This window comes from Sphingobium sp. VMM, assembly GCF_056790315.1.
Genome location: NZ_JBXGSI010000012.1, coordinates 11848 through 32456, shown reverse-complemented (window position 1 = coordinate 32456; position 20609 = coordinate 11848). Strand labels below are relative to the sequence as shown.

Below are 20609 nucleotides of genomic sequence, written 5' to 3'. Positions count from 1 at the left end.
CGATGACCGACTCGCCTGTCCTGCCGGGTCTCGAAGCGTCCGGCTGGGCCGGCGACTATCTGGCGCGCGCGTCGGGCGGCGACCTGTTCGCCGGGGCGCCGGCAGAGATGGCGCCACGCTGGCGGGCGATGCTGGATCGATTGTCGGAACAGGGACAGGGCGATCCGGCGACGCTGGCCGGCAATGTCGAGCGGCAGGCGCAGGATCTGGGCCTGGCGTTCCGCCTGACCGGCGACGAGCAGGAGCGGCCCTGGCCGCTGAGCCCGATCCCGATGCTGATCGGCGCTGGCGAATGGACCCGGATCGAGCAGGGGCTGATGCAGCGGGCCGAGCTGCTGGAGCGGGTGATCAGCGACATCTACAGCACCCAGAGCCTGGTGCGCGAGGGCAAGCTGCCCGCCGCCGTGGTGACCGGCAGCCCGCATTATTGGCGGGTGATGACCGGCGCCGCGCCACCGCGCGGCCATTATCTCCATTTCTATGCTGCGGACCTCGGGCGCGGACCGGATGGCGAATGGCGCGTGCTGGCCGACCGGGTGCGCACGCCCGTGGGTGTCGGCTATGCGCTGGAGAACCGGCTGGCGCTGTCGCGCGCGACCGGCGATCTGCTGGGCGCAATGAACACGCGGCGGCTGGCGCCCTTCTTCGCCGATCTGCGCCGGGGCCTGGCGGTCGATTGCCAGCGCGCCGATCCGCGCATCGGCCTGCTGACGCCGGGCCGGTTCAACCAGAGCTATGCCGAACAGGCGCATCTGGCCCGTTATCTGGGCCTGATGCTGGTCGAGGGCGATGACCTGATCGTCAGCGACGGGCGCCTGTTCGTGCGCACGATCGAGGGGCTGAAGCGGATCGACGGGCTGTGGCGCTGGATGGACAGCCGCTTCCTCGACCCGCTGGCATTCGACGGGGAATCGCGGATCGGCGTACCCGACCTCTATGATGCCTGCGCGCGCGGCGGGCTGATGGTCAGCAACTGGCCGGGTGCGGGCGTGATCGAGGCGCGCGCCTTTGCCGCCTTCCTGCCGCAACTGGCCAAGGCCCTGCTGGGCACCGAATTGCTGCTGCCCAATATCGCCACCTGGTGGTGCGGGCAGGAGCGCGAGCGCGGCCATGTGACCGGCCATCTGGACGAGTTGCTGGTGGCATCGGCGTTCGACCGGGATGCGGCGGGGCTTGGCCCGGCGCGATCGGTGCAGGGATCGATGCTGGACGCGGACCAGCGCATGACCTTGCTGGAGGCGATGGCGCGGCGGCCGATGGACTATGTCGGGCAGGAAGTGGTTAAATTGTCCACCACCCCGGCGATCGTCGGGGGGCGGCTGACGCCCCTGCCCTTCACCCTGCGTGTGTTCGTGGCGCGGGATGGCCTGGGGCAATGGCGGATCATGCCGGGCGCCTTTGCCCGGCTGGCCGCGCATGGCGATATCCGTGCCGCCTTGATGGGCGAGGGCGACATGTCGGCCGACATGTGCGTGATCGACAGCCAGCCGGTGCCGCCCGATACGCTGCTCGGCGATGGCGGGGCGCCGGCGATCCGGCGGATCGGCGGGCTGTTGCCGACCAAGGCGGCGGACAATCTCTATTGGCTGGGCCGCTATATCGAGCGGACCGAAATGACGCTGCGGGTGATCCGCGCGGTCATCGGCGAATCGATCGAGGTCGACATGGGGCCGTCGTCGGATTCGCCGACCATGGCGCGGCTGGCGGGGCAGCTTGCTTTATGGGGGGCCACCAGCAACGCGGCGCAGCCGGTCGGCGCGCTGTGCGCGCAGGCGCTGGGCGATGCGCGCCAGCCGGGCAGCGTGCGCGCGTTGATGGGCGTGGTCGCCAATATCGGCGAGGGGCTGCGCGACCGGCTGGCAACCGATTTCTGGCGACTGGTGCGCTTGCCCCTGCCCGCGTTCGACGGGGCGGTGACCGAGACGCTGCTGGATGCGGCATCGCGCATGATCGAGCGGATTTCGGCGCTGTCGGGGCTGGCGGCGGAGAATATGGCGCGCACCGAGGGGTGGCGCTTCCATGACATGGGGAGGCGGATCGAGCGGGCGATTACCGGATGCCGGCTGACCTTGCTGCTGGGCAGCGACTGGGCGTCGGCCGACGACCTGACCGTGCTGCTCGACCTGCATGACAGCCAGATCAGCTATCGCAACCGCTATCTGACCGGCCCGTCGCTGCCGCCGGTGCGCGATCTGGTGGCGCTGGAGCCGCAGAATCCGCGCTCGATCGCCTATCAGACGCAGCGCATCGGCGAACATGTCGCCGCTTTGCCCACGCTGCGCGGCGACGGCATGCCGGAGGAGCCGCAACGGCTGGCCGGCGCGCTGGCGGCGACGCTGGCGCCGCTGACCGGCGACATGCTGACCATGGCGGCGCTGACCGATATCGAAAGTCGGCTGCTCGCCTTGTCCGACGCGATCGGCCAGCGCTATTTCCTGCAGGTCCGCAAGACGGAAAAGGTCGAAGGCGCAGAGCTGCTGTCATGATCTACCATGTCCGGCACAGAAGCATATTGCGCTATGGCGCGCCGGTGCGGGTCGCCCGCTTCAATGTGCGGCTGCGGCCGATGGCCTGGGCCGGGCAATGGACCGCCGACTATGCCTTGAGCGTCGATCCCGCGCCGCTGTCGATCGAGGCGCGGCCGGGCGCCTGGCCGGTGCATGTCGAGCGGCTGGTGATCGACCAGCCATTGCGGCAATTGACGATCGAGAGCCGCTTTCGCGCCGGGGTCGCGGGCGGCGCGCCGATCCTGCCGCAGGCCGACGATCCCAGCATCGCCATGGTCGCGCGCGCGGCGCTGGCCGATCGCGACATCAGCGCGTCGGCAGCGGCACAATTCCTCTATGCCTCGCCCCGCGCGCCGATGCTGGACGCGATCGGCAGCTGGGCGGGCGCGATGCTGGCGCCCGATCGACCGATCGTCGCGGCGGCATGGGAACTGGCGCAGCGGATCAAGGCGGAATTTGCCTATGACCCGAGCGCCACCGATGCCGGCACGCCGGTGGCCGACGCCTTTGCCGCGCGCCATGGCGTGTGTCAGGACTTTGCCCATGTGATGGTGGTGGCGCTGCGCCTCGCCGGCCTGCCCGCCGCCTATGTCAGCGGATACCTCCGCACCTATCCGCCGCCGGGCATGCCCCGGCTGGTCGGCGCCGACGCCATGCATGCCTGGGTGATGCTGTGGTGTGGGCCGACGCGCGGATGGATCGGCTTCGATCCCACCAATGGCGTCATCACCGGCGAGGATCATCTGTTCATCGCCATGGGCCGCGACTATGCCGACGTCGCGCCGATGGACGGGCTGTTCGTCGGCGGATCGGGCCAGAGCATCAGCGTTGCCGTCGATGTCGTGCCCGAAGACGAACAGGCAAAAGAGGAAGTCGCATGATCGCCGCCATCATCCTGGTCCTGGCCGGCCTTTACTGCCTGGCGCGCGGCGTCATGGATTTGCGCGCGAAGCGCTGGGTGTGGGGCGTGCTGGGGATCGTCGCGGGAATCGCGATCATGGCGGCGCCGATCCCGACGCAGGTGCAGGTGGAACTGCCGGCGGCGCAGGGCCGATAGGGCACAGCTCAAATCTATCCTCCCCTGTAAGGGGAGGTGGCAGCGCGCAGCGCTGACGGAGGGGTATCCCCCTATCGAGAGCGTGACACCCCTCCACCATTTGCGATGCAAATGGTCCCCCTCCCCTTGCAGGGGAGGATCTGCGAGTGTCGGGTTACCCCACCCGCTCGAACAGCAGCTTCATGCCGGTCCTGGGGCGGATGGTGAGGCGGCTGATGGGTTCGGGTTTGAAGCCGGCGGGCATCGTCAGCTTGTAGCGGCGGATGACCGAGGCGATCACGGTCATCACTTCCTGCTGGGCGAAGCCGGCGCCGACGCAGACGCGGGGGCCGCGGCCGAAGGGGAACCAGGCCTGTTTCACCATGTCGGCATTGGCCGGATCATCGAACCGGTCGGGGTCGAAGGCGTGCGGGCAGGCCCAATTATCCTTGTTGCGCTGGGTCAGCCAGGGCGCGACGACCAGCATCGATCCTTCTTCAAGGCTCTTGTCGCGCATCTCCATCGGGCAGGTGACTTCGCGCGGGAAGAAGGCGACCGGCGGATAGAGGCGCAGCGTTTCGCGGAAGATGTTGCGGACATGGCCCATATCCTTGAGCATTGGCGCGGTCAGCGCTTCGGCTCCGGCGATGCCGGCCACTTCGACGCGGACCCGATCCTGGATATGGGCGCATTCGGCGAGCATGTAGAGCGCCCAGGTCATGGTGCTGGCCGAGGTTTCATGACCGGCAAGGAAGATGGTCGAGACCTGTTCCATCACCTGTTCGCAGGTGAAGTGAGCGCCGGTCTGCGCATCCTGCACCTCGATCAGCGACTGGAGAATGTCGCGATGGGGCGCCTCGCCCCGGCCATGATAGCCTTCATAGCGGGCCTCGACGATCGGGCGGAACACGTCATGGATGGCGCGGGCCGGCCCTTTCGAGCGCTTTTCGAACCAGCCGGCGGGGATGCCGTAGAGGCGCAGCATCGAGGCCGAATGGGCGAGCCGCTGGAACCGGCCAAAGGCGGTGTGGATGATGTTGGAGCGTTCCTCGTCCAGCGTCTGCGAGAAGAGGGTGCGGAAGATGATGTCGGCCGCGACATGGGTCATCATCGGGTCGATATCGACCGGCTTTGTCCGATCGGCGGCATCGAGCCGGGTGAGCAGATCGTCGGCGGCGGCGACCATCAGCGGCATTGAGCGATTGAGCGCAGTATGGGCGAAGGCCGGATTGACCATCGCCCGCTGACTCTCCCAATCCTCGCCATTGGCGGAGAAGACCGAATTGCCGATCAGCGGATCGAGATTGCGGACCAGTTCGCTATGCTTAGGGAAGGCGGTGCCGCCCTTGAGGATCTTGTCCACCAGCGGCAGTTCGTTGGCGATATACATGGTCTGACCCGGCATGCGGATCTCGCCCATCTTCATCGTGTAGCTTTTGTCGAACAGCACATGGATCCAGCTGTGCCAGCCGCGCAGGAAGCGCTTGATAAGGCCGCGCTTCGACTTGGGCGGTTCGGGATAGGGGGGCGTGAAGGACGCGCTCACGGGATCGTCCGGAAGGCGGCGACGGCTTCGTCCACGGTGCGGCGGCCAGCGGTCAGGCTCACGAAATCCAGCGGCGACAGGCGGTCACCGACCCTGAGATAATCGAAATGCGCCTCATATTTGTTGGACCAGCCCCCGTGATAATTTTCCGGCTCGTAGAAGAGATGGAAACGCGGCGATAGCATGTCCACCCGCGCGGCAAATTGATCGGCGACAAGGCGCAGCGGATTGACGTTGTAATAGGCTGCGCCGTCGGGCGGCGAGCTGATGTCGACATAGCGGAAATGCTGGTCGGCGAGGGCCTTCAGGTCCGCATGATACCAGCCGGCATCGCGGCGCAGGCCGATGACCGGCACCACCTGCCCCATGCCGACCATGACGAAATGGTCGGGCAGCGCGTCACCCCGCAGCGCGAGGATGCGGCGCAGCAGGCTCATGCCCAGGATCGTGCCGGCGCTGTGGGTGACGAGCTGGACCTCGTCCCAGTCGCCGTCCAGCTCCGCCGCGATGCGGGCGGCGAACTGGTCGAGCCGGGCATTAAGCTCGTCGCCCGGCCCGTCGGCGGCGAGCGCGCCATGATAGGTCATGAAGCGCAGCAGCCAGGGCACGACCAGCTTGTCGAGGATGCGGCCAGAGAAGAAGGCGCTGATGCCGATGCCGACCAGCGCGGCGATCCAGAAGGGCAGCAGCAGCGACAGCAGCAGCGCCGGGACCAGCGCCAGCAGCAGCGGGATCAGCACGGCCAGGATCGGCGGATAGAGGATGGTGATGACCGGGCCGCTGCGCAATTTGCGCATCCGACCGAACTGCATCAGCCGGGCATGGCCGGCATAGGCGCGGGCAGCGCGCCAGGCGAGGGTGAAGGGATGGCGGATCCAGACCTTGCCGATCAGATCTTCCCAGCGGAGATATTCATAGTCGGTCTCGACCCCGGCGCTGGCGTTGGTGACGGTCCAGATCGCGCTGTTGGCGGGGCCGGCGCGGCGCGCGCTGACCTCCACCGCCTCGCCGGTCAGCGCGGTGTAGCGGGCCGCCTGATCGCGATAGAGCTGGTGATAGAAACGGACGCCGCGCGGATCAAAACCACCTAGGTAAAAGACTTTACGCTTGAATTTCTGCACTGCCCCGGTCCTAATCGGGACATGACCACGCCCGAACGCGACTACTGCTATTTCATAGACCATCGCAAATACAACCGGAATGTCGGTTGCAGGAAGCATGACAATATGTACGGCATCAATGGCGGCGGCAGCGAGCGCGACCGGTGGCATGCCGACATGACATTCTATCGCCATATGAAGGCCAATGGCGATCCGATGGCGCTGCCCTCGCTGCTCGCCTGCCTGACCTTTGGCTGGTTCTGCTGGAATTATCATCCCGGCAAGGGGCTGTGGCGCGGACAATTGTTGCGCCGCTTCGCAAAGGCGCCCAAGTGAGCGGCATGAGCGATCCCAAGCATGTGAAGGTCGGCCCGGTCACCTTCGGCAACGACCTGCCCTTCGTCCTGATTTCCGGCCCCTGCCAGATCGAAAGCCGCGACCATGCATTGTTCATGGCCGATGCGCTGGCCAAGGCCGCGGCGGATGCGGGCGTGCCCTTCATCTTCAAGAGCAGTTTCGACAAGGCCAACCGCACGTCGGTATCGGGCAAGCGCGGCGTCGGCATCGATGCGGGGCTGGCGATCCTGGCCGAGGTGAAGGCGACGCTGGGCTGCCCGGTGCTGACCGATATTCATGGCCCCGAACAGGTGGAGGCGGCAGCGCAGGCGGTGGACATCCTGCAGATCCCGGCCTTTCTCTGTCGCCAGACCGACCTGCTGATCGCGGCGGGGAAGACCGGCGCGGTGATCAACGTCAAGAAGGGGCAGTTCCTGGCCCCCTGGGACATGGCGGCGGTGGCACAGAAGGTCGCATCGACCGGCAATGAACGCATCCTGCTGACCGAGCGCGGCGCGAGTTTCGGCTATAATACGCTGGTCAGCGACATGCGCGCGCTGCCGGTGATGGCGGAAACCGGCTATCCGGTCGTGTTCGACGCCACCCATTCGGTGCAGCAGCCCGGTGGACTGGGGTCGGCCTCGGGCGGACAGCGCGACTATGCGCCGCTGCTGGCGCGCAGCGCGGTGGCCGCGGGCGTGGCGGCGATCTTCGCCGAGGCGCATGAAGACCCCGACAATGCCCCGTCGGACGGGCCGGTGATGCTGAAGCTCGACTGGGTCGGGCCGATGCTGAAGCAGTTGAAGGCGATCGATACGGTGGTGAAGGGGTAAGTCTCCCCCTTCACCCCGCAAAATGCCCTAGGGGCGGGCCTGGCCGCGACCGCGCACGATCCATTTATAGGTGGTGAGCCCTCCGAGCGCGACCGGGCCGCGGGCGTGGAGGCGGCCGGTCGAGATGCCGATTTCCGCGCCCAGGCCGAACTCGCCACCATCGGCGAACTGGGTCGAGGCGTTCCACATCACGATCGCGCTGTCGACGGCGTTGAGGAAGCGCTCGGCGACCGCCGCATCCTCGGTGATGATGGCGTCGGTATGGTGGCTGGCATGGACGGCGATATGGGCGATCGCCTCTTCCACGCCGTCGACCAGCCGGATCGAGACGATGGCGTCGAGATATTCGGTGTCCCAATCCTCATCCGACGCGGCAATCACGCGATCGTCCATCGCCTGCACCGCATCGTCGCCGCGCACTTCGCACTTGGCGTCGAGCAGCGCCTTCACCAGCGCGGGGGCATGACCATAGGCGCGGTCGATCAGCACCGTTTCGGTCGAACCGCAGACGCCGGTGCGGCGCAGCTTGGCATTCAAGACCAGGCTTTCCGCCATGGCCGGATCGGCCGCGCCATCGACATAGCTGTGGTTGATGCCGTCGAGATGGGCGAGCACGGGCACCCGCGCCTCTTCCTGCACCCGCGCCACCAGGCTCTTGCCGCCGCGCGGCACGATGAGGTCGACGAAATCCGATGCGCGCAGCAACGCGCCGACCACCGCGCGATCGGTGGTGGGAACGAGCTGCACCGCATCGGCGGGCAGGCCGGCGGCGGCGATCCCCTCTGCCATGGCGGCGTGGATCGCGCGGTTGCTTTCCTTCGCCTCGCTGCCACCGCGCAGGATCACGGCATTGCCGGCGCGCAGGCAGAGGGCAGCGGCATCGGCGGTGACGTTGGGGCGGCTTTCGTAGATGATGCCGATGACGCCCAGCGGCACGCGCACGCGGCTGAGTTCCAGCCCATTGGGGCGCACGCTGGCGTCGATCACGCTGCCGAGCGGATTGTCGAGGGTCGCCACCTGATCCACGCCGGCGGCCATGGCGGCAATCCGATCCTCGTCCAGCCGCAGCCGGTCGAGCATCGCGGCGGACAGGCCATTGTCGATGCCATTGTCCATGTCGCGCGCATTGGCGGCGAGGATGGCGGGCGCCTGATCGCGCAGGGCCTGGGCGGCGCGGCGCAGCGCGTCGACCTTCTGCGCGTCCCCGGCTGGCGCGAGCAGGGCGGCGGCGCGGCGCGCACGCGCGCCCATCTGCGCGATCAGCATTTCGGGGGTCTGCGTCAGGTCGTTCATTGGTAATCTCGCTTCAAATCCGGCAGCGGCTTAGCACGAAAATGTCGCGGGACGGAACCCTGACGAAGCGGGAAGATGGCAGGGAGCGATTGCCGGCGGCCGACCCATGGGTCGCATATGGATCGGCCGTCAGCAGGCAAGATGCTCCTGCCCCGTCGAGTCATCTAGCCGTTCCACGAAGCCGGCGCATACCCCGATCGGGGTAAATTGCGCAATTCACGCAATAAAAATCCGGATGTCAGCTGCTCATCATCCCGACGATGCGCACCAGCTGCGATTCCCGGTTGCAGCCCGTCTTGTCATAGATGGAGCGCAACTGGGCCTTGAGCGTCTCGGCCGAAACACCGCGCCGCGCGGCAATATCGGCACGGGTCATGCCAGCGGCCAGATGAATGGCGATATCCGCTTCGGCCGGGGTCAGGCGGAAGGTCCGCATCAGCAGGCGGACATGGCGCTCGGTCGGCGCGCCCACGCGCGCGACGATGATTGCATGCGGCGCGAAGGGTAGCGACCAGGGCCGGGACGGCAGCGGGAAAAATTCCAGCATGATGCCCACCCCCCCATCGGCATCGGCCAGCGCCACCGGATCGGCCTCCCGCGCGGGCGCGTCGACCACGGCCCGGACCGAACGCAGGATGGCGCGCGTCTCATCGCTCCGTTCGCTCTGCAACCAGCCATCACCGACCCGCAGCCGGCTGGTGGAGAGCAGGGCTTCGGCGCGCGGCGTCATGCCCCCGACCCGCCCCGTCGCGTCGAGCAGCCAGCAGGCGCGGTCCATGGTTTCGAACGTGCCGGCCAGCAGCGCGAACCCCTGATGCTCGATCGCGCGCTGCAACCGCACGGCGTTGCGGGCATGGCCGGCGACATGGGCGAACAGGTCGCGCTGGTCCTGATCGGTCCGGCCATCCTTGCGACCACGCAAGAGGGCCAGGCCGATCATCATGTCGGGACCAGCGAAAAGCCGGGTCTGGCAGCCATCGAAAATATCATAATCGCTGCACAGATCGAGATAGTCGGCAGAACGCAGGCTCTGCCGGGCGATGTCATAATGGGCTTCGTGGACGATGTCGGGGCGCCCGGACAATTGATCGGCCGCGACGCGGAAATTGAGATCGGGCGCGGCCCCATCGATGGTTGCCGACTTGTCGACAATATCCGGCTCTACATCACTGATCCAGTTGAAGCCGGCAGCTCCATGGCCAAAGCCGATCAACTGACCATGGCGCGACCCCGTCGCCTGCGCCATCGCACGGATCGCCTGATCCCACAGATGCGGCTCCAGCGCAGCCGACAGAAAGAGGTCGGCCCACGGGTCGCTGCCTTCGGCGTAATAAGACGCCATATAACCCCCTTGTCCCCAGGCAATTGGTTGCCCAAGTCGATCGCGGAGTCAAACGCGCAGCAGGCCGAATTACGTAATTTCTGCCAGATATTGATACAGATCAGGAAAGATCAGGCCGCCTGGGCCAGCGCCTCGTCCTTGGCCGCGCGGAACAGGCGGCAGGGCGGAATGTTGCGCCATTCCAGTTCGTCGCTGACCTGGCCAAACAGCGGGTCGATCAGGCGGCGGACATAGCGCGAATATTGGTAGATGATGAAGCTGCCGCCCGGCCGCAGCACGGCGCGCGTCTCTTCGCAAATGGTTTCACCCACGCCCGCCGGCAGGGTGGAGAAAGGCAGGCCCGAAAGGACGTAATCCGCCTTCTGATAGCCCGCTTCCTTGACGAAGCGGCGCACGTCGGCGGCCGAACCATGGACGACGCGCAGGCGCGGATCGTCGATCGCATCCTCCAGATAGGCGACGAAATCGAGATTGAGGTCGATCGCCAGCAGGATCGCGTCGGGGTGCATGCGATCGAGAATGGCCTGGGTGAAGGTGCCGACACCCGGACCATATTCGACGAACAGGCGGGTCCGTGCCCAGTCGACGCCGTCCAGCGAGCGCGCGACCAGTTGCGACGAGGAGGGGATGACCGAACCGATCATGCCAGGATGCTTCATGAACTGGCGGAAGAACATGGCCCACTGGCTGCGGAAGGAGCGGCTGCCACCGCGCGTCGAAATCCTGGTCTTCTTGTCTTTGAACGGTAGGGAGGCCATCAAAATCCGCCTGACTGACTAACAGAATCGGCCTCGCAAAATTGATGTCCGCTGGCAAGCGGCTTTGCGCGCCACGGGATAGAACGCGCGGCCAGGCGATGGGTTCACCCACCGTCGGCCGCGCGCTTATCCCAAGTCCATCAGCGTTCGCGGGCGCGCAGCATGCCGGGCGCGATGAAGCCGATCGGATCGACCTGCATCGCGCTCTGTTTCAAGGTCGCCTGGATCTGCTCATATTCCCGCTCCATTTCCGGCGTCACAGAGGCGCGGGTTTCCTCCAGCGCCGCCTCGAAATGGGCCATGGTGACGGCTTCGACCCGCAGCGACTGGCGCAGCGCGATCAGGCCGGCCCGGCGGGACAGATCCTCCAGGTCCGCGCCGGTGAACCGCTCCGTCCGGGCCGCCAGCTGATCCAGATCGACGTCGGACGCCAGCGGCATCTTCTTGGTATGGATCGCCAGGATGCGCTTGCGTCCGGCCTGGTCGGGCACCGGCACATAGATGAGTTCGTCGAAGCGGCCGGGGCGCAGCAGCGCCGGATCGACCAGGGTGGGCCGATTGGTGGCGCCGATGACGACCACCGACTGCAATTCCTCCAGCCCGTCCATTTCGGCGAGGATGGTGTTGACCACCCGCTCCGTCACGGCCGGCTCGCCAAGGCCACCGCCACGGGCGGGGACCAGGCTGTCCAGTTCGTCGATGAAGATGACGGTCGGCGCCACCTGACGCGCGCGGGCGAACAGGCGGGCAATCTGCTGCTCGCTCTCGCCATACCATTTGGACAGGAGGTCGCTCGACTTGGTGGCGATGAAATTGGCCTGCGCCTCGCGCGCGACCGCCTTGGCCAGCAAGGTCTTGCCGGTGCCCGGCGGGCCATAGAGGAGGAAGCCCTTGGCCGGGCGGATGCCCAGGCGCCGGAAGGCGTCGGGATCCTTGAGCGGCAGTTCGACCCCTTCCTTGAGCCGCATCTGCGCATCGTCGAGGCCGCCAATGTCGGCCCAGCCGATATTGGGCGCCTGCACCATCACCTCGCGCATGGCCGAGGGCTGGACCCGCTTGATCGCCGAAAGGAAATCCTCCCGCGTGACGGACAGATCCTCCAGCACGTCGGGCGGGATCGTGCCTTCCTCCAGATTGAGGCGGGGCATCAGCCGGCGCACCGTCTCGATCGCGGCCTCGCGGGTCAGCGCGGCGAGATCGGCACCGACAAAGCCATAGGTCATGCGCGCCAATTCGGCGAGATCGACACGGTCGCCCAGCGGCATGCCGCGGGTGTGGATGCCCAATATCTCGCGCCGGCCGCGTTCGTCGGGGACGCCGACGACGATTTCGCGGTCGAAGCGGCCGGGACGGCGCAGCGCCTCGTCGATCGCCTCGGGCCGGTTGGTGGCGGCGATGACGACCAGATTGGTGCGCGGCTCCAGCCCGTCCATCAGGGTGAGAAGCTGGGCGACGAGGCGCTTTTCCGTCTCCCCGGTCACCTGGCCGCGCTTGGGCGCGATCGAGTCGATCTCATCGATGAAGAGGATGGAGGGTGCCGCCTTGGCCGCTTCCTCGAAAATGTCGCGCAGCTTCTTTTCCGACTCGCCATAGGCCGAACCCATGATCTCGGGTCCGTTGATGAGGAAGAATTCGGCTTCCGATTCATTGGCGACGGCGCGGGCCAGCCGGGTCTTGCCGGTGCCCGGCGGGCCATGGAGCATCACCCCCTTGGGCGGATCGACGCCCAGTCGCTCGAACAATTCGGGATAGCGCAGCGGCAGCTCGACCATCTCGCGCAGCTGGTCGATCGTTTCGGCCATGCCACCGACATCATCATAGGTGACATCGGCACGGCGGGATTCGCGCGGCTCCTCATATTCCGCGCGCAGCTCCACCTCGGTCTCGGCATCGATATGGACGATGCCCTTGGGCACGGTCGACACCACGATCAGGCGGATTTCCTGGAGTGCATAGGCCGGCGCCGCCAGCATCTGGCGCAGATGGGGTGGCATGTCGCCGGGCGGCACCTGTTGCTGGCCGGCGGTGGCGACGACATCGCCCGCGACGAGGGGGCGTTGAAAGAAAACCCGCTTCAGCGCATCGGGATTACCCTGGAGACGGAGATTATTTTGTGCAGGCGCGAACACGACGCGCTGGGCCGGACGCGGATCGATCTTGCGCAATTGAACAAAGTCGCCCGAGCCGACGCCGGCATTGGCGCGCTGCAAACCATCGAGGCGCAGGACGTCCAGACCTTCATCTTCCTTGTAGGGGCGCACCACCCGCGCCGGAGTCGATCGCTTGCCGACAATCTCGACAACATCGCCTTCGGCCAGTTGCAATTCGGCCATTACCGTCAGCGGAAGCCGCGCCAAACCGCGCCCGGCATCCTCCGGCCGCGCATTGGCGACCTGAATCCTGCGTCCGCTGCTGTCCTGATCGGCCATGGTCATCCCCGTCCTTTTGGTTGCGAAACGAAGATAGGTAACGCCGGGGGTGAGGGAAAGGGGCCGTGCTTCGTTATGCCCGGAACAAAAAAAGGGCCGGCGCAAGCGCCAGCCCGGAAAGTTTATAGGAGAGGATGCCTGAAAGGCCTTTCCTATGTGCGCTGCAGCAGGTAATTTTGCAAGTGCGAAAAGAATCGGCCGGTTGCAATTTTTGCATCTTGCCATTTGCCGCGTTTTCCTGCTCATTGCAGGTCAGGATGCTTGAACCGGGGAAGCGCGCCGTTCGATAATGACAGATGATGCGACGCAGCGGACCGGCTTATAGAATTTGACGATTATGCGCAGATTGCCGCCTCTTACGGCCCTGGAGGCCTTTGTTCAGGTTGCCCGTCTTGGCTCGGTCAAGGCGGCTGCCGAAGAACTCGCCCTGTCGACGCCGGCACTCAGCCGCCGCGTCCAGGCGCTGGAGCGGTTCATCGGACGCCCGCTGTTCGACCGCAAGCATCAGGCGCTGGAGATCAATTCCGAAGGCCAGCGGCTGCTTGACGACATCGCCCCGGCGCTGGATTCGCTCAGCCAGGCCCTGGAGAATATCCAGAGCGGCGGCAACCAGTTGCGCCTGCGCCTGGCGGTGATGCCGCTGTTCGCGACGCAGCGCCTTTTCCCGCATCTGGGCCGGCTGCGCCAGCAGCACCCGCAGTTGCATATCGACATCGAAACGACGCCCCATGCCGTGGCGCGGCTGGGCGAAGGGCTGGACGCGGCGATCGTGCTGGCCAGCAAGGATATCGACCCGGCGCTCTATGCCTATGAGCTGGACCATGAGCAGGTCTATCTGATCGGCCGGCGCGAGATGGTGGAAGGCCCCAATGCGCTGGCGTCGCCCAGCGAACTGGCGCAACAGACGATCCTGCTGCATCGCGACATGGCCCTTTCCTTCGATGCGTGGAAGGACGTGGCGGGCATTCCCGACCTGCAGCCGCTGGCGATCGACAATTATGATTCCGGCCAGCTGATGCTGGAAGCCGCCGCCCAGGGACTGGGCGTGGCGGTCATGCATGCCAGCCATTTCGAACAGTCAGGCGATCCCCGGCTGATCCGGCTGTTCCCCAATATCCGCTGCGACAGCCCCTATCGCTATTATTTCGTCTGTCGCCCGCGCGCGTTGCAGACCCGGTCGGTGCGCATCTTCCGCGACTGGCTGGTGGCAGCAAATATCTGAATCCACGTAGAAAATTCGTGGCGGATTGAAGTTCCTGCGACTTTTGCCGAGCGCCCCCTTAACCTTGATCGGGCGCCTCCGTTATAAGCGGCATGACTGGGGCATCCACATCCACCGCCGGCTCGCACCATGGGCTGACCGACCGCCTTTCCCGCTGGGCCCGTGGCCTGTCCGGCAAGCCGGACGAACCGCAGGTGGAAAGTGAGCCACGCGCGCGCGCCGGCAGTGCCGCCAGTCGCGAAATCAATCGCCGTCGGCGCCTCTATGAGGAAATCGGCGAATTTCTGTTCGCCCATGATCTGGACCTGACGCCGCTCAATTTCGGCGTTGCGCTCGACTATCTGACCGGGGCTAGCATCGGCGTGGAAAAGGCGGTGCAGGCAGTGCTGATGGAGCGCGGCAAGATCAGCAACGCCTGGATGGAATCGCTGGCCGCCAGCCAGCGCGCGGATGAGGTGACGCCCGACGCGCTCGCCTCCATGCTCGACAAGGTCGAGGAAAATCTGGACGAATTCACCGGGCTGATGACCGAATCCCGCAATTCGGCCAAGGATTATGGCGCCGCATTGCAGGAACAGGCCAAGGGCCTGGCCGCCGGTGCCGACAATGAGCCGATCCTGGCACGGCTGGTCAGCCTGACCCGGTCGATGGTGGAAAAGACCCGCCAGGTCGAAACCCAGCTGCGCGAGAACCAGAAGCAGACCCAGGCGCTGAAATCGAGCCTGGAGACCGCGCGTCGCGCCGCCGAGCATGACCATCTGACCGGCCTGCCCAATCGCCGTGCCTTCGAGGGCGTGCTGCGCGAGGAGTTGAAGCTGGCGAAGGAAGGCGACGAGCAATTGTCGGTCGCCTTCTGCGACATCGACCATTTCAAGCTGGTCAACGATACCCATGGCCATGAGACCGGCGACCGGGTGCTGAAATTCGTCGCGGGGCTGCTGGCCAAGGCGTCCGATGACCGCTGCCATGTCGCCCGCCATGGCGGCGAGGAGTTCGTCATGCTGTTTCGCGGCAAGACGGCGGCCGAGACCTGCGAGGCGGTCGACGCAGTGCGCGAGGATCTGGCCAATCGCAGCCTGGTCAACCGCACCAATGGCGAGCGAATGGAGCGGGTGAGCTTTTCCGCCGGCGTCGCCAATGTCCTGGCCTATGAAGACCCGCGCGCCGCGCTGAAGGCCGCCGACCGGGCGCTCTACCTGGCCAAGGAACATGGCCGCAACCGCGTCTATCTGGCGGCCGAAGCGGACTAGGCCGCTTCGTGCCCGTGCCCTTTAGAAATCGGGCTTTTCATAATGGGTCGGCGGGGTGATGACTTCCATCCGTTCGGACAGGAGCGGACGGAAGGAGGGGCGTGACTTGAAGCCGGCATACCAGCGCTTGACCGGCTCATGCCCGGCCCAGTCGATGCCGCCCAGATAATCCGCCACCGAAAGATGCGCTGCCGCCGCGATATCGGCAAGGCTGAGCGTACCGCCGGCCATCCAGCTGCGATGGTCGAGCAGATAATCCATATAGTCCATATGGACGTTCGCGCGACGCATCGCTTCGCGCAGGACGCGGGCATCGGGCGAGACGCGCTCGATCAGCCGCTTCTTCATCCGTTCATGCAGCAGCGGGCCAACGACATCGCCGTAGAAATTCTGGTCGAAGAAGGCGGTCAGGCGCCGCACTTCCGCCCGGCCCGCCGCCGTGCCGGAAATGAGCGGGAATTTTTCGACCGTTTCCTCGAAATATTCGCAGATCGCCTGGCTGTCGATCAGCGTGACGCCCTTTTCCTGATCGACGACCACCGGGGTGGTGCCGGCCGGATTGAGATCCAGAAACTCGTCGCGCATTTCCCAGGGAGATTCGCGCACCAGATCATAGCCGATGCCTTTCTCGCCAAGCAGCAGACGGACCTTGCGGGAGAAGGGACAGAGCGGGAATTGGAAAAGTTGCCACATATGATCTTCTGTTAGGCCGGGGCCGCGCGCCGGGAAAGGCGCAAAAACACAGAAACGCGGCGAAACGCGCATCGCCCCTTTAAGTCGTGCTGCGCGCCTCCTACAACCTGCTGCAAGCGCATGGAATTTAGCGCACAGGAAAGGATAGCTGGATGTCTGACGATTTCTTCCCGGTTCCCTCCCAATGGGCCGCCCAGGCCCTGTTGGACCGGGAAGGCCGCGCGGCCGATTATGCACGCTCGATCGAGGACGCCGACGCCTATTGGCTGGAGCGGGCGCAGCGGCTGGACTGGATCACGCCGCCGACCAAGGCCGACGAAAGCAGCTTCGATGAGGCGGATTTCGGCGTCAAATGGTTCGCCGACGGTGAACTGAACGTCAGCGCCAACTGCATCGACCGGCATCTGGCCGAGCGCGGCGACCAGGTCGCGATCATCTGGGAACCCGACAGCCCGGACGCCGATGTGCGCCGCTACACCTACAAGCAGGTGCATGAAGAGGTCTGCCGCCTCGCCAATGTGTTGAAGGAAGCGGGCGCGCGAAAGGGCGACCGGATCACCGTCTATATGCCGATGATCCCCGAGGCGGCCTTCGCCCTGCTCGCCTGCGCGCGGATCGGCGCGATCCACAGCGTGGTGTTCGGCGGCTTTTCGCCCGAGGCGCTGGCCGGGCGTCTGGTCGATTGCGATTCGACCATCGTCATCACCGCCGACGAAGGGCGCCGCGCGGGCAAGACCGTGCCGCTGAAGGCCAATGTCGATGCTGCGCTGGCCGAGGCACCCTGCGTCAACAAGGTGGTCGTCGTGCAGGCGACCGGCGGCGCGGTGCAGATGCAGGAGGGGCGCGACATCTGGCTGCATGAAGCCGCGGCGCAGGTATCGGCCGACTGCCCGCCCGAACCGATGAATGCGGAAGACCCGCTGTTCATCCTCTACACCTCAGGCTCGACCGGCAAGCCCAAGGGCGTGCTGCATACGAGCGGCGGCTATCTGCTGTGGGCCAGCCTGACGCATGAACTGTGCTTCGACTATCGGCCCGGCGACATATGGTGGTGCGCCGCCGACATCGGCTGGGTCACGGGCCACAGCTATATCGTCTACGGCCCGCTGGCGAACGGCGCGACGACCCTGATGTATGAGGGCGTGCCCAACTGGCCGACCCCGGCGCGCATCTGGGAAGTGGTCGACAAGCATCAGGTCCACACCATCTTCACCGCCCCCACGGCGCTGCGCGCGCTGATGAAGGAGGGCGACGATTATGTCCATTCGACCAGCCGCGCGTCGCTGCGCGTGCTGGGCACGGTCGGCGAACCGATCAATCCCGAAGCCTGGCGCTGGTATCATAGCGTGATCGGCGAAGGCCGCTGTCCGATCATCGACACCTGGTGGCAGACCGAGACCGGCGGCGCGATGATCGCGCCGATGCCGGGCGCCACCGACCTGAAGCCCGGCAGCGCCACCCTGCCGATGCCCGGCGTCATTCCCCAGATATTGGACGGCGACGGCGCAGTGCAGGAGGGCGCGACCGAAGGCAATCTGGTGATCGCGGGCAGCTGGCCCGGCCAGATGCGCACGGTGTGGGGCGACCATGACCGCTTCTTCCAGACCTATTTCACCACCTTCCCCGGCAAATATACCACTGGCGACGGCGCGCGGCGCGACGCCGACGGCTATTACTGGATCACCGGCCGGGTCGACGACGTCATCAACGTGTCGGGCCATCGCATGGGCACGGCCGAGGTCGAGAGCGCGCTGGTGCTGCATGAAAGCGTCGCCGAGGCGGCCGTGGTCGGCTTCCCGCACGACATCAAGGGCCAGGGCATCTATGCCTATGTCACGCTGAACGCGAATGAGGAGCCGAGCGACGACCTGCGCAAGGATCTGGTGAAATGGGTGCGGACCGAGATCGGCCCGATCGCCACGCCCGACGCGATCCAGTTCGCGCCCGGCCTGCCCAAGACGCGTTCGGGCAAGATCATGCGCCGCATATTGCGCAAGATCGCCGAAGGCGAAGTGTCCGCGCAGGCGCTGGGGGACGTTAGTACACTTGCCGATCCGTCGGTTGTGGATAATCTGGTCGCCAATCGTCAGGGATAAAAGACACGCCGGATAAGGAACTTATCGTGCCCGTGCGTATCCTTTCGACATAGCTGGGCCGTGCGGGCGGGGTAGCGCGCGCAGGGCCCAGGCGAGACTTCCGTAAAAGGAGCAGCCCATGGCCCGTTACACGTCCGTCGCCCGCCTGTTGCACTGGATCATCGCGATCCTGATCCTGGTCAATCTGTGGCTGGGCTTTGCCCATGACAGCCTGCCCAAGGAATGGAAGGTGATGCCGGTCCACAAGTCGATCGGCCTGACCGTATTGGCATTGACGCTGGTCCGGCTCGGCTGGCGGCTGGCCCACAAGCCGCCGGCGCTACCGGCCGCGATGCCGGGCTGGGAGAAGCTGGCCGCCAACCTCACCCATATCGCCTTCTACGCCTTCATGCTGATCGTGCCGCTGTCCGGCTGGATCATGTCGTCGGCGGGCGAGCGGCCCTTGAACTGGTTCTTCCTGTTCGACGTGCCGAAATTCGGCGTGGCCAAGGGCGATGCGATCGTCGGCATATCGCACGAGGCGCACGAGCTGATCCCCTGGCTGTGGAGTGCACTCATCATCGTCCACATATTGGCGGCGCTGCGCCATCATTTCATGCTGAAGGACGGGGTTTTGCGGCGGATGCTGTGATCTCCCTCTAACGTCATGCTGAACTTGTTTCAGCATCCATCAGGCCCGACAGGCGGTTGGCCTGATGGGAGAAATGGACCCTGAAACAAGTTCAGGGTGACGATGATGGTTAAGCGACTATAGCTCGCCTGCCCCTAAACCATCTCGCCGGCGAGCAGGCGCGGGAGGGCGCCGGACTGGCCGCGGGCTTCGGCCATGAAGCGGTTCTTGAGCAGGCTGGTGCGCTGCACGGCGGCAAGGCCGGCGCGGCGGACCAGCGAGGGCAGCTTGCCGGGAATGTCGAACAGGCGGACCAGACCGTCCATCGCGACGCTGGTCATCATCGTGTCGAGGCCGCGCCAGCGCTGATAGCGGGCGAGCAGCTGCGCATCGCCCGGATCGAGGCCGAGGCGCATGCCTTCGACCAAGACTTCGACCAGCGCCGCCACGTCGCGGAAGCCGAGATTGAGGCCCTGGCCCGCGATCGGGTGGATGGCATGGGCGCTGTCGCCGACCAGCGCGAGGCGGGTGTCGGTGATGCGCGCGGCATGGTGGAAGCCGAGCGGATAGGAGGAGCGCGGGCCGGCCAGGCTGATCTCGCCCAGGAAGCCGCCGATGCGCTTCTGCATTTCGGCGAGCCAGGCGCGTTCCGACAGCTTGAGCATCGCCGGCGCCTGATCGGTGGGCACGGTCCACACCACGGCCGAGCGTGTGCCCGGCAGCATCGGCAGCAGCGCGAGCGGGCCGCCGACATAGAAGATTTCATAGGCAGTGTTGGCGTGCGGCACCTCATGGTCGATCGCGGTGACCATGGCGGTGTGCTTATATTGCCATCGGGTGGTGTTGATGCCCGCCGCCTCGCGCGTGGGGCTGTTGCGCCCTTCCGCCGCGACCAGCAATGCGCCGTGGATCGTCGCGCCGTTCTGCAGCGTCAGGGTGACGCCATCGGCATTGCGATCCACATGGACGGCACGATCGGGCTGGAAGATGGTGAGGTTTTCGACCTCGGCCGCGGTCTGCGCCAGCGCGATGCGCAGGTCGCGATTGGGGAACATCGTCCCCATCACGCCATCATCCGCGTCCGGCACGAAGTCGAGCGCCCCCGGCTCCAGCCCGTCGCTGACCCAGATGCGGTCGATCGGGCAGCCCTTGCCTTCCAGATGCGCGCCGACGCCGATCGCCTGAAGCATGGCATGGCTGGTCGAGCTGATCGCCGAGACGCGGCCGTCGAAACCGGCGGCCGTGGCCTGCACGGGGTCGGCCGGATCGATCACGGCGCATTGCACGCCATGGCGCGAAAGAGCGATGCCCAGGGTGAGGCCAACCAGGCCCCCGCCAAGAATGACGACGTCGAAGCGTTGCATGGGCATCTGTCTAGGCGCTTGAGAGCGCTTTGAAAAGCATCGCCCCCGCTTTCAGGGTGAAAGCGGGGGCGACAAATTGTCTCAGCGTCTTTTGCGCCTACGGCGCATCGGCACCGGCCCACACCCCCACCCGGCCGCCCAGACATGGTATCCTGATGGGAGGCCGGGTGGGGGCGTGGGCCGGAGCGGACTAG

17 protein-coding genes are annotated in these 20609 nt (G+C 65.9%); 9 read left to right on the top strand and 8 right to left on the bottom strand.

Going from position 1 to position 20609, the window contains the following annotated elements:
* Nucleotides 1-2: 2 nt before the first annotated feature.
* The 3 genes from ACUCV3_RS16235 to ACUCV3_RS16225 are packed head-to-tail and all read left to right on the top strand — an operon-like array spanning nt 3 to nt 3564.
* Nucleotides 3-2486 carry a circularly permuted type 2 ATP-grasp protein gene (locus ACUCV3_RS16235; RefSeq protein ID WP_482240888.1) on the top strand — a complete coding sequence of 828 codons (2484 nt, stop codon included), beginning with the start codon at nt 3-5 and terminating at the stop codon, nt 2484-2486.
* Nucleotides 2483-3388 carry a transglutaminase family protein gene (locus tag ACUCV3_RS16230; protein WP_482240887.1) on the top strand — a complete coding sequence of 302 codons (906 nt, stop codon included), beginning with the start codon at nt 2483-2485 and terminating at the stop codon, nt 3386-3388. The genes ACUCV3_RS16235 and ACUCV3_RS16230 overlap by 4 nt, the downstream gene beginning before the upstream one ends.
* Nucleotides 3385-3564: a hypothetical protein gene (locus ACUCV3_RS16225; protein ID WP_125985443.1), complete on the top strand. Its 180-nt coding sequence runs from the start codon at nt 3385-3387 to the stop codon at nt 3562-3564. Before ACUCV3_RS16230 ends, ACUCV3_RS16225 begins: the two co-directional genes overlap by 4 nt.
* A gap of 154 nt (nt 3565-3718) precedes the next feature.
* On the opposite strand, the gene ACUCV3_RS16220 is transcribed toward ACUCV3_RS16225, so the two are convergent.
* A complete protein-coding gene (locus ACUCV3_RS16220; RefSeq protein WP_482240886.1) occupies nt 3719-5089 on the bottom strand; it encodes a cytochrome P450 in 1371 nt (456 codons plus the stop codon).
* Nucleotides 5086-6210, bottom strand: coding sequence for a hypothetical protein (locus ACUCV3_RS16215; protein WP_482240885.1), 1125 nt, complete (start codon nt 6208-6210; stop codon nt 5086-5088). The genes ACUCV3_RS16220 and ACUCV3_RS16215 overlap by 4 nt, the downstream gene beginning before the upstream one ends.
* Before the next feature lie 21 nt (nt 6211-6231).
* Between ACUCV3_RS16215 and ACUCV3_RS16210 the strand changes: the two genes are divergently transcribed.
* Both ACUCV3_RS16210 and kdsA read left to right on the top strand, forming a co-directional pair.
* The gene (locus ACUCV3_RS16210) at nt 6232-6525 is read left to right on the top strand and encodes a hypothetical protein (RefSeq protein ID WP_125998056.1); all 294 of its coding nucleotides are present in this window, start codon (nt 6232-6234) and stop codon (nt 6523-6525) included.
* A 5-nt stretch (nt 6526-6530) separates the two neighbouring features.
* Nucleotides 6531-7358 (top strand): 3-deoxy-8-phosphooctulonate synthase, encoded by an 828-nt coding sequence (gene kdsA / locus ACUCV3_RS16205; RefSeq protein ID WP_007706803.1) that lies wholly within the window; start codon nt 6531-6533, stop codon nt 7356-7358.
* Between the two features lie 27 nt (nt 7359-7385).
* On the opposite strand, the gene ACUCV3_RS16200 is transcribed toward kdsA, so the two are convergent.
* From ACUCV3_RS16200 to ACUCV3_RS16185, 4 genes are all read right to left on the bottom strand, one after another.
* The gene (locus tag ACUCV3_RS16200; protein WP_482240884.1) at nt 7386-8651 is read right to left on the bottom strand and encodes a glutamate-5-semialdehyde dehydrogenase; all 1266 of its coding nucleotides are present in this window, start codon (nt 8649-8651) and stop codon (nt 7386-7388) included.
* A gap of 238 nt (nt 8652-8889) precedes the next feature.
* Nucleotides 8890-9993 (bottom strand): helix-turn-helix transcriptional regulator, encoded by a 1104-nt coding sequence (locus ACUCV3_RS16195; RefSeq protein ID WP_099233209.1) that lies wholly within the window; start codon nt 9991-9993, stop codon nt 8890-8892.
* 110 nt (nt 9994-10103) lie between these two features.
* Nucleotides 10104-10751 (bottom strand): class I SAM-dependent methyltransferase, encoded by a 648-nt coding sequence (locus tag ACUCV3_RS16190; protein ID WP_010335491.1) that lies wholly within the window; start codon nt 10749-10751, stop codon nt 10104-10106.
* Between the two features lie 140 nt (nt 10752-10891).
* Nucleotides 10892-13180, bottom strand: coding sequence for a CDC48 family AAA ATPase (locus tag ACUCV3_RS16185; protein WP_026109514.1), 2289 nt, complete (start codon nt 13178-13180; stop codon nt 10892-10894).
* 337 nt (nt 13181-13517) lie between these two features.
* On the opposite strand from ACUCV3_RS16185, the gene ACUCV3_RS16180 reads away from it, so the two are divergent.
* Nucleotides 13518-14402 (top strand): LysR substrate-binding domain-containing protein, encoded by an 885-nt coding sequence (locus ACUCV3_RS16180; RefSeq protein WP_004209412.1) that lies wholly within the window; start codon nt 13518-13520, stop codon nt 14400-14402.
* A gap of 92 nt (nt 14403-14494) precedes the next feature.
* Nucleotides 14495-15652, top strand: a complete 1158-nt coding sequence (locus ACUCV3_RS16175; RefSeq protein WP_482240883.1) for a GGDEF domain-containing protein — start codon at nt 14495-14497, stop codon at nt 15650-15652.
* A 21-nt stretch (nt 15653-15673) separates the two neighbouring features.
* On the opposite strand, the gene ACUCV3_RS16170 is transcribed toward ACUCV3_RS16175, so the two are convergent.
* Nucleotides 15674-16345: a glutathione S-transferase family protein gene (locus ACUCV3_RS16170; RefSeq protein ID WP_004209410.1), complete on the bottom strand. Its 672-nt coding sequence runs from the start codon at nt 16343-16345 to the stop codon at nt 15674-15676.
* 152 nt (nt 16346-16497) lie between these two features.
* On the opposite strand from ACUCV3_RS16170, the gene acs reads away from it, so the two are divergent.
* Together acs and ACUCV3_RS16160 are read left to right on the top strand one after the other, a co-directional pair.
* On the top strand, nt 16498-18441 hold the full coding sequence (gene acs / locus ACUCV3_RS16165; protein ID WP_482240882.1) for an acetate--CoA ligase: 1944 nt from the start codon (nt 16498-16500) through the stop codon (nt 18439-18441).
* A gap of 118 nt (nt 18442-18559) precedes the next feature.
* Complete coding sequence (locus tag ACUCV3_RS16160; protein WP_482240881.1) at nt 18560-19072, top strand: cytochrome b; 513 nt, start codon at nt 18560-18562, stop codon at nt 19070-19072.
* Nucleotides 19073-19206: 134 nt separating this feature from the next.
* Here ACUCV3_RS16160 and ACUCV3_RS16155 read toward each other — a convergent pair whose 3' ends face one another.
* Entirely contained in the window at nt 19207-20415 is a 1209-nt protein-coding gene (locus ACUCV3_RS16155; RefSeq protein WP_125985592.1) for a UbiH/UbiF/VisC/COQ6 family ubiquinone biosynthesis hydroxylase, read from the bottom strand.
* Between the last annotated feature and the right edge of the window lie 194 nt (nt 20416-20609).

What these genes read in the sequence shown, in the direction of transcription:
- ACUCV3_RS16160 (WP_482240881.1), top strand. Translation starts at nt 18,560, where the DNA reads ATGGCCCGTTACACGTCCGTCGCCCGCCTGTTGCACTGGATCATCGCG.
- ACUCV3_RS16185 (WP_026109514.1), bottom strand. Translation starts at nt 13,180, where the DNA reads ATGGCCGATCAGGACAGCAGCGGACGCAGGATTCAGGTCGCCAATGCG.
- ACUCV3_RS16210 (WP_125998056.1), top strand. Translation starts at nt 6,232, where the DNA reads ATGACCACGCCCGAACGCGACTACTGCTATTTCATAGACCATCGCAAA.
- ACUCV3_RS16170 (WP_004209410.1), bottom strand. Translation starts at nt 16,345, where the DNA reads ATGTGGCAACTTTTCCAATTCCCGCTCTGTCCCTTCTCCCGCAAGGTC.
- kdsA (WP_007706803.1), top strand. Translation starts at nt 6,531, where the DNA reads ATGAGCGATCCCAAGCATGTGAAGGTCGGCCCGGTCACCTTCGGCAAC.
- ACUCV3_RS16175 (WP_482240883.1), top strand. Translation starts at nt 14,495, where the DNA reads ATGACTGGGGCATCCACATCCACCGCCGGCTCGCACCATGGGCTGACC.
- ACUCV3_RS16180 (WP_004209412.1), top strand. Translation starts at nt 13,518, where the DNA reads ATGCGCAGATTGCCGCCTCTTACGGCCCTGGAGGCCTTTGTTCAGGTT.
- ACUCV3_RS16230 (WP_482240887.1), top strand. Translation starts at nt 2,483, where the DNA reads ATGATCTACCATGTCCGGCACAGAAGCATATTGCGCTATGGCGCGCCG.
- ACUCV3_RS16155 (WP_125985592.1), bottom strand. Translation starts at nt 20,415, where the DNA reads ATGCAACGCTTCGACGTCGTCATTCTTGGCGGGGGCCTGGTTGGCCTC.
- ACUCV3_RS16190 (WP_010335491.1), bottom strand. Translation starts at nt 10,751, where the DNA reads ATGGCCTCCCTACCGTTCAAAGACAAGAAGACCAGGATTTCGACGCGC.
- ACUCV3_RS16195 (WP_099233209.1), bottom strand. Translation starts at nt 9,993, where the DNA reads ATGGCGTCTTATTACGCCGAAGGCAGCGACCCGTGGGCCGACCTCTTT.
- ACUCV3_RS16235 (WP_482240888.1), top strand. Translation starts at nt 3, where the DNA reads ATGACCGACTCGCCTGTCCTGCCGGGTCTCGAAGCGTCCGGCTGGGCC.
- ACUCV3_RS16225 (WP_125985443.1), top strand. Translation starts at nt 3,385, where the DNA reads ATGATCGCCGCCATCATCCTGGTCCTGGCCGGCCTTTACTGCCTGGCG.
- ACUCV3_RS16200 (WP_482240884.1), bottom strand. Translation starts at nt 8,651, where the DNA reads ATGAACGACCTGACGCAGACCCCCGAAATGCTGATCGCGCAGATGGGC.
- acs (WP_482240882.1), top strand. Translation starts at nt 16,498, where the DNA reads ATGTCTGACGATTTCTTCCCGGTTCCCTCCCAATGGGCCGCCCAGGCC.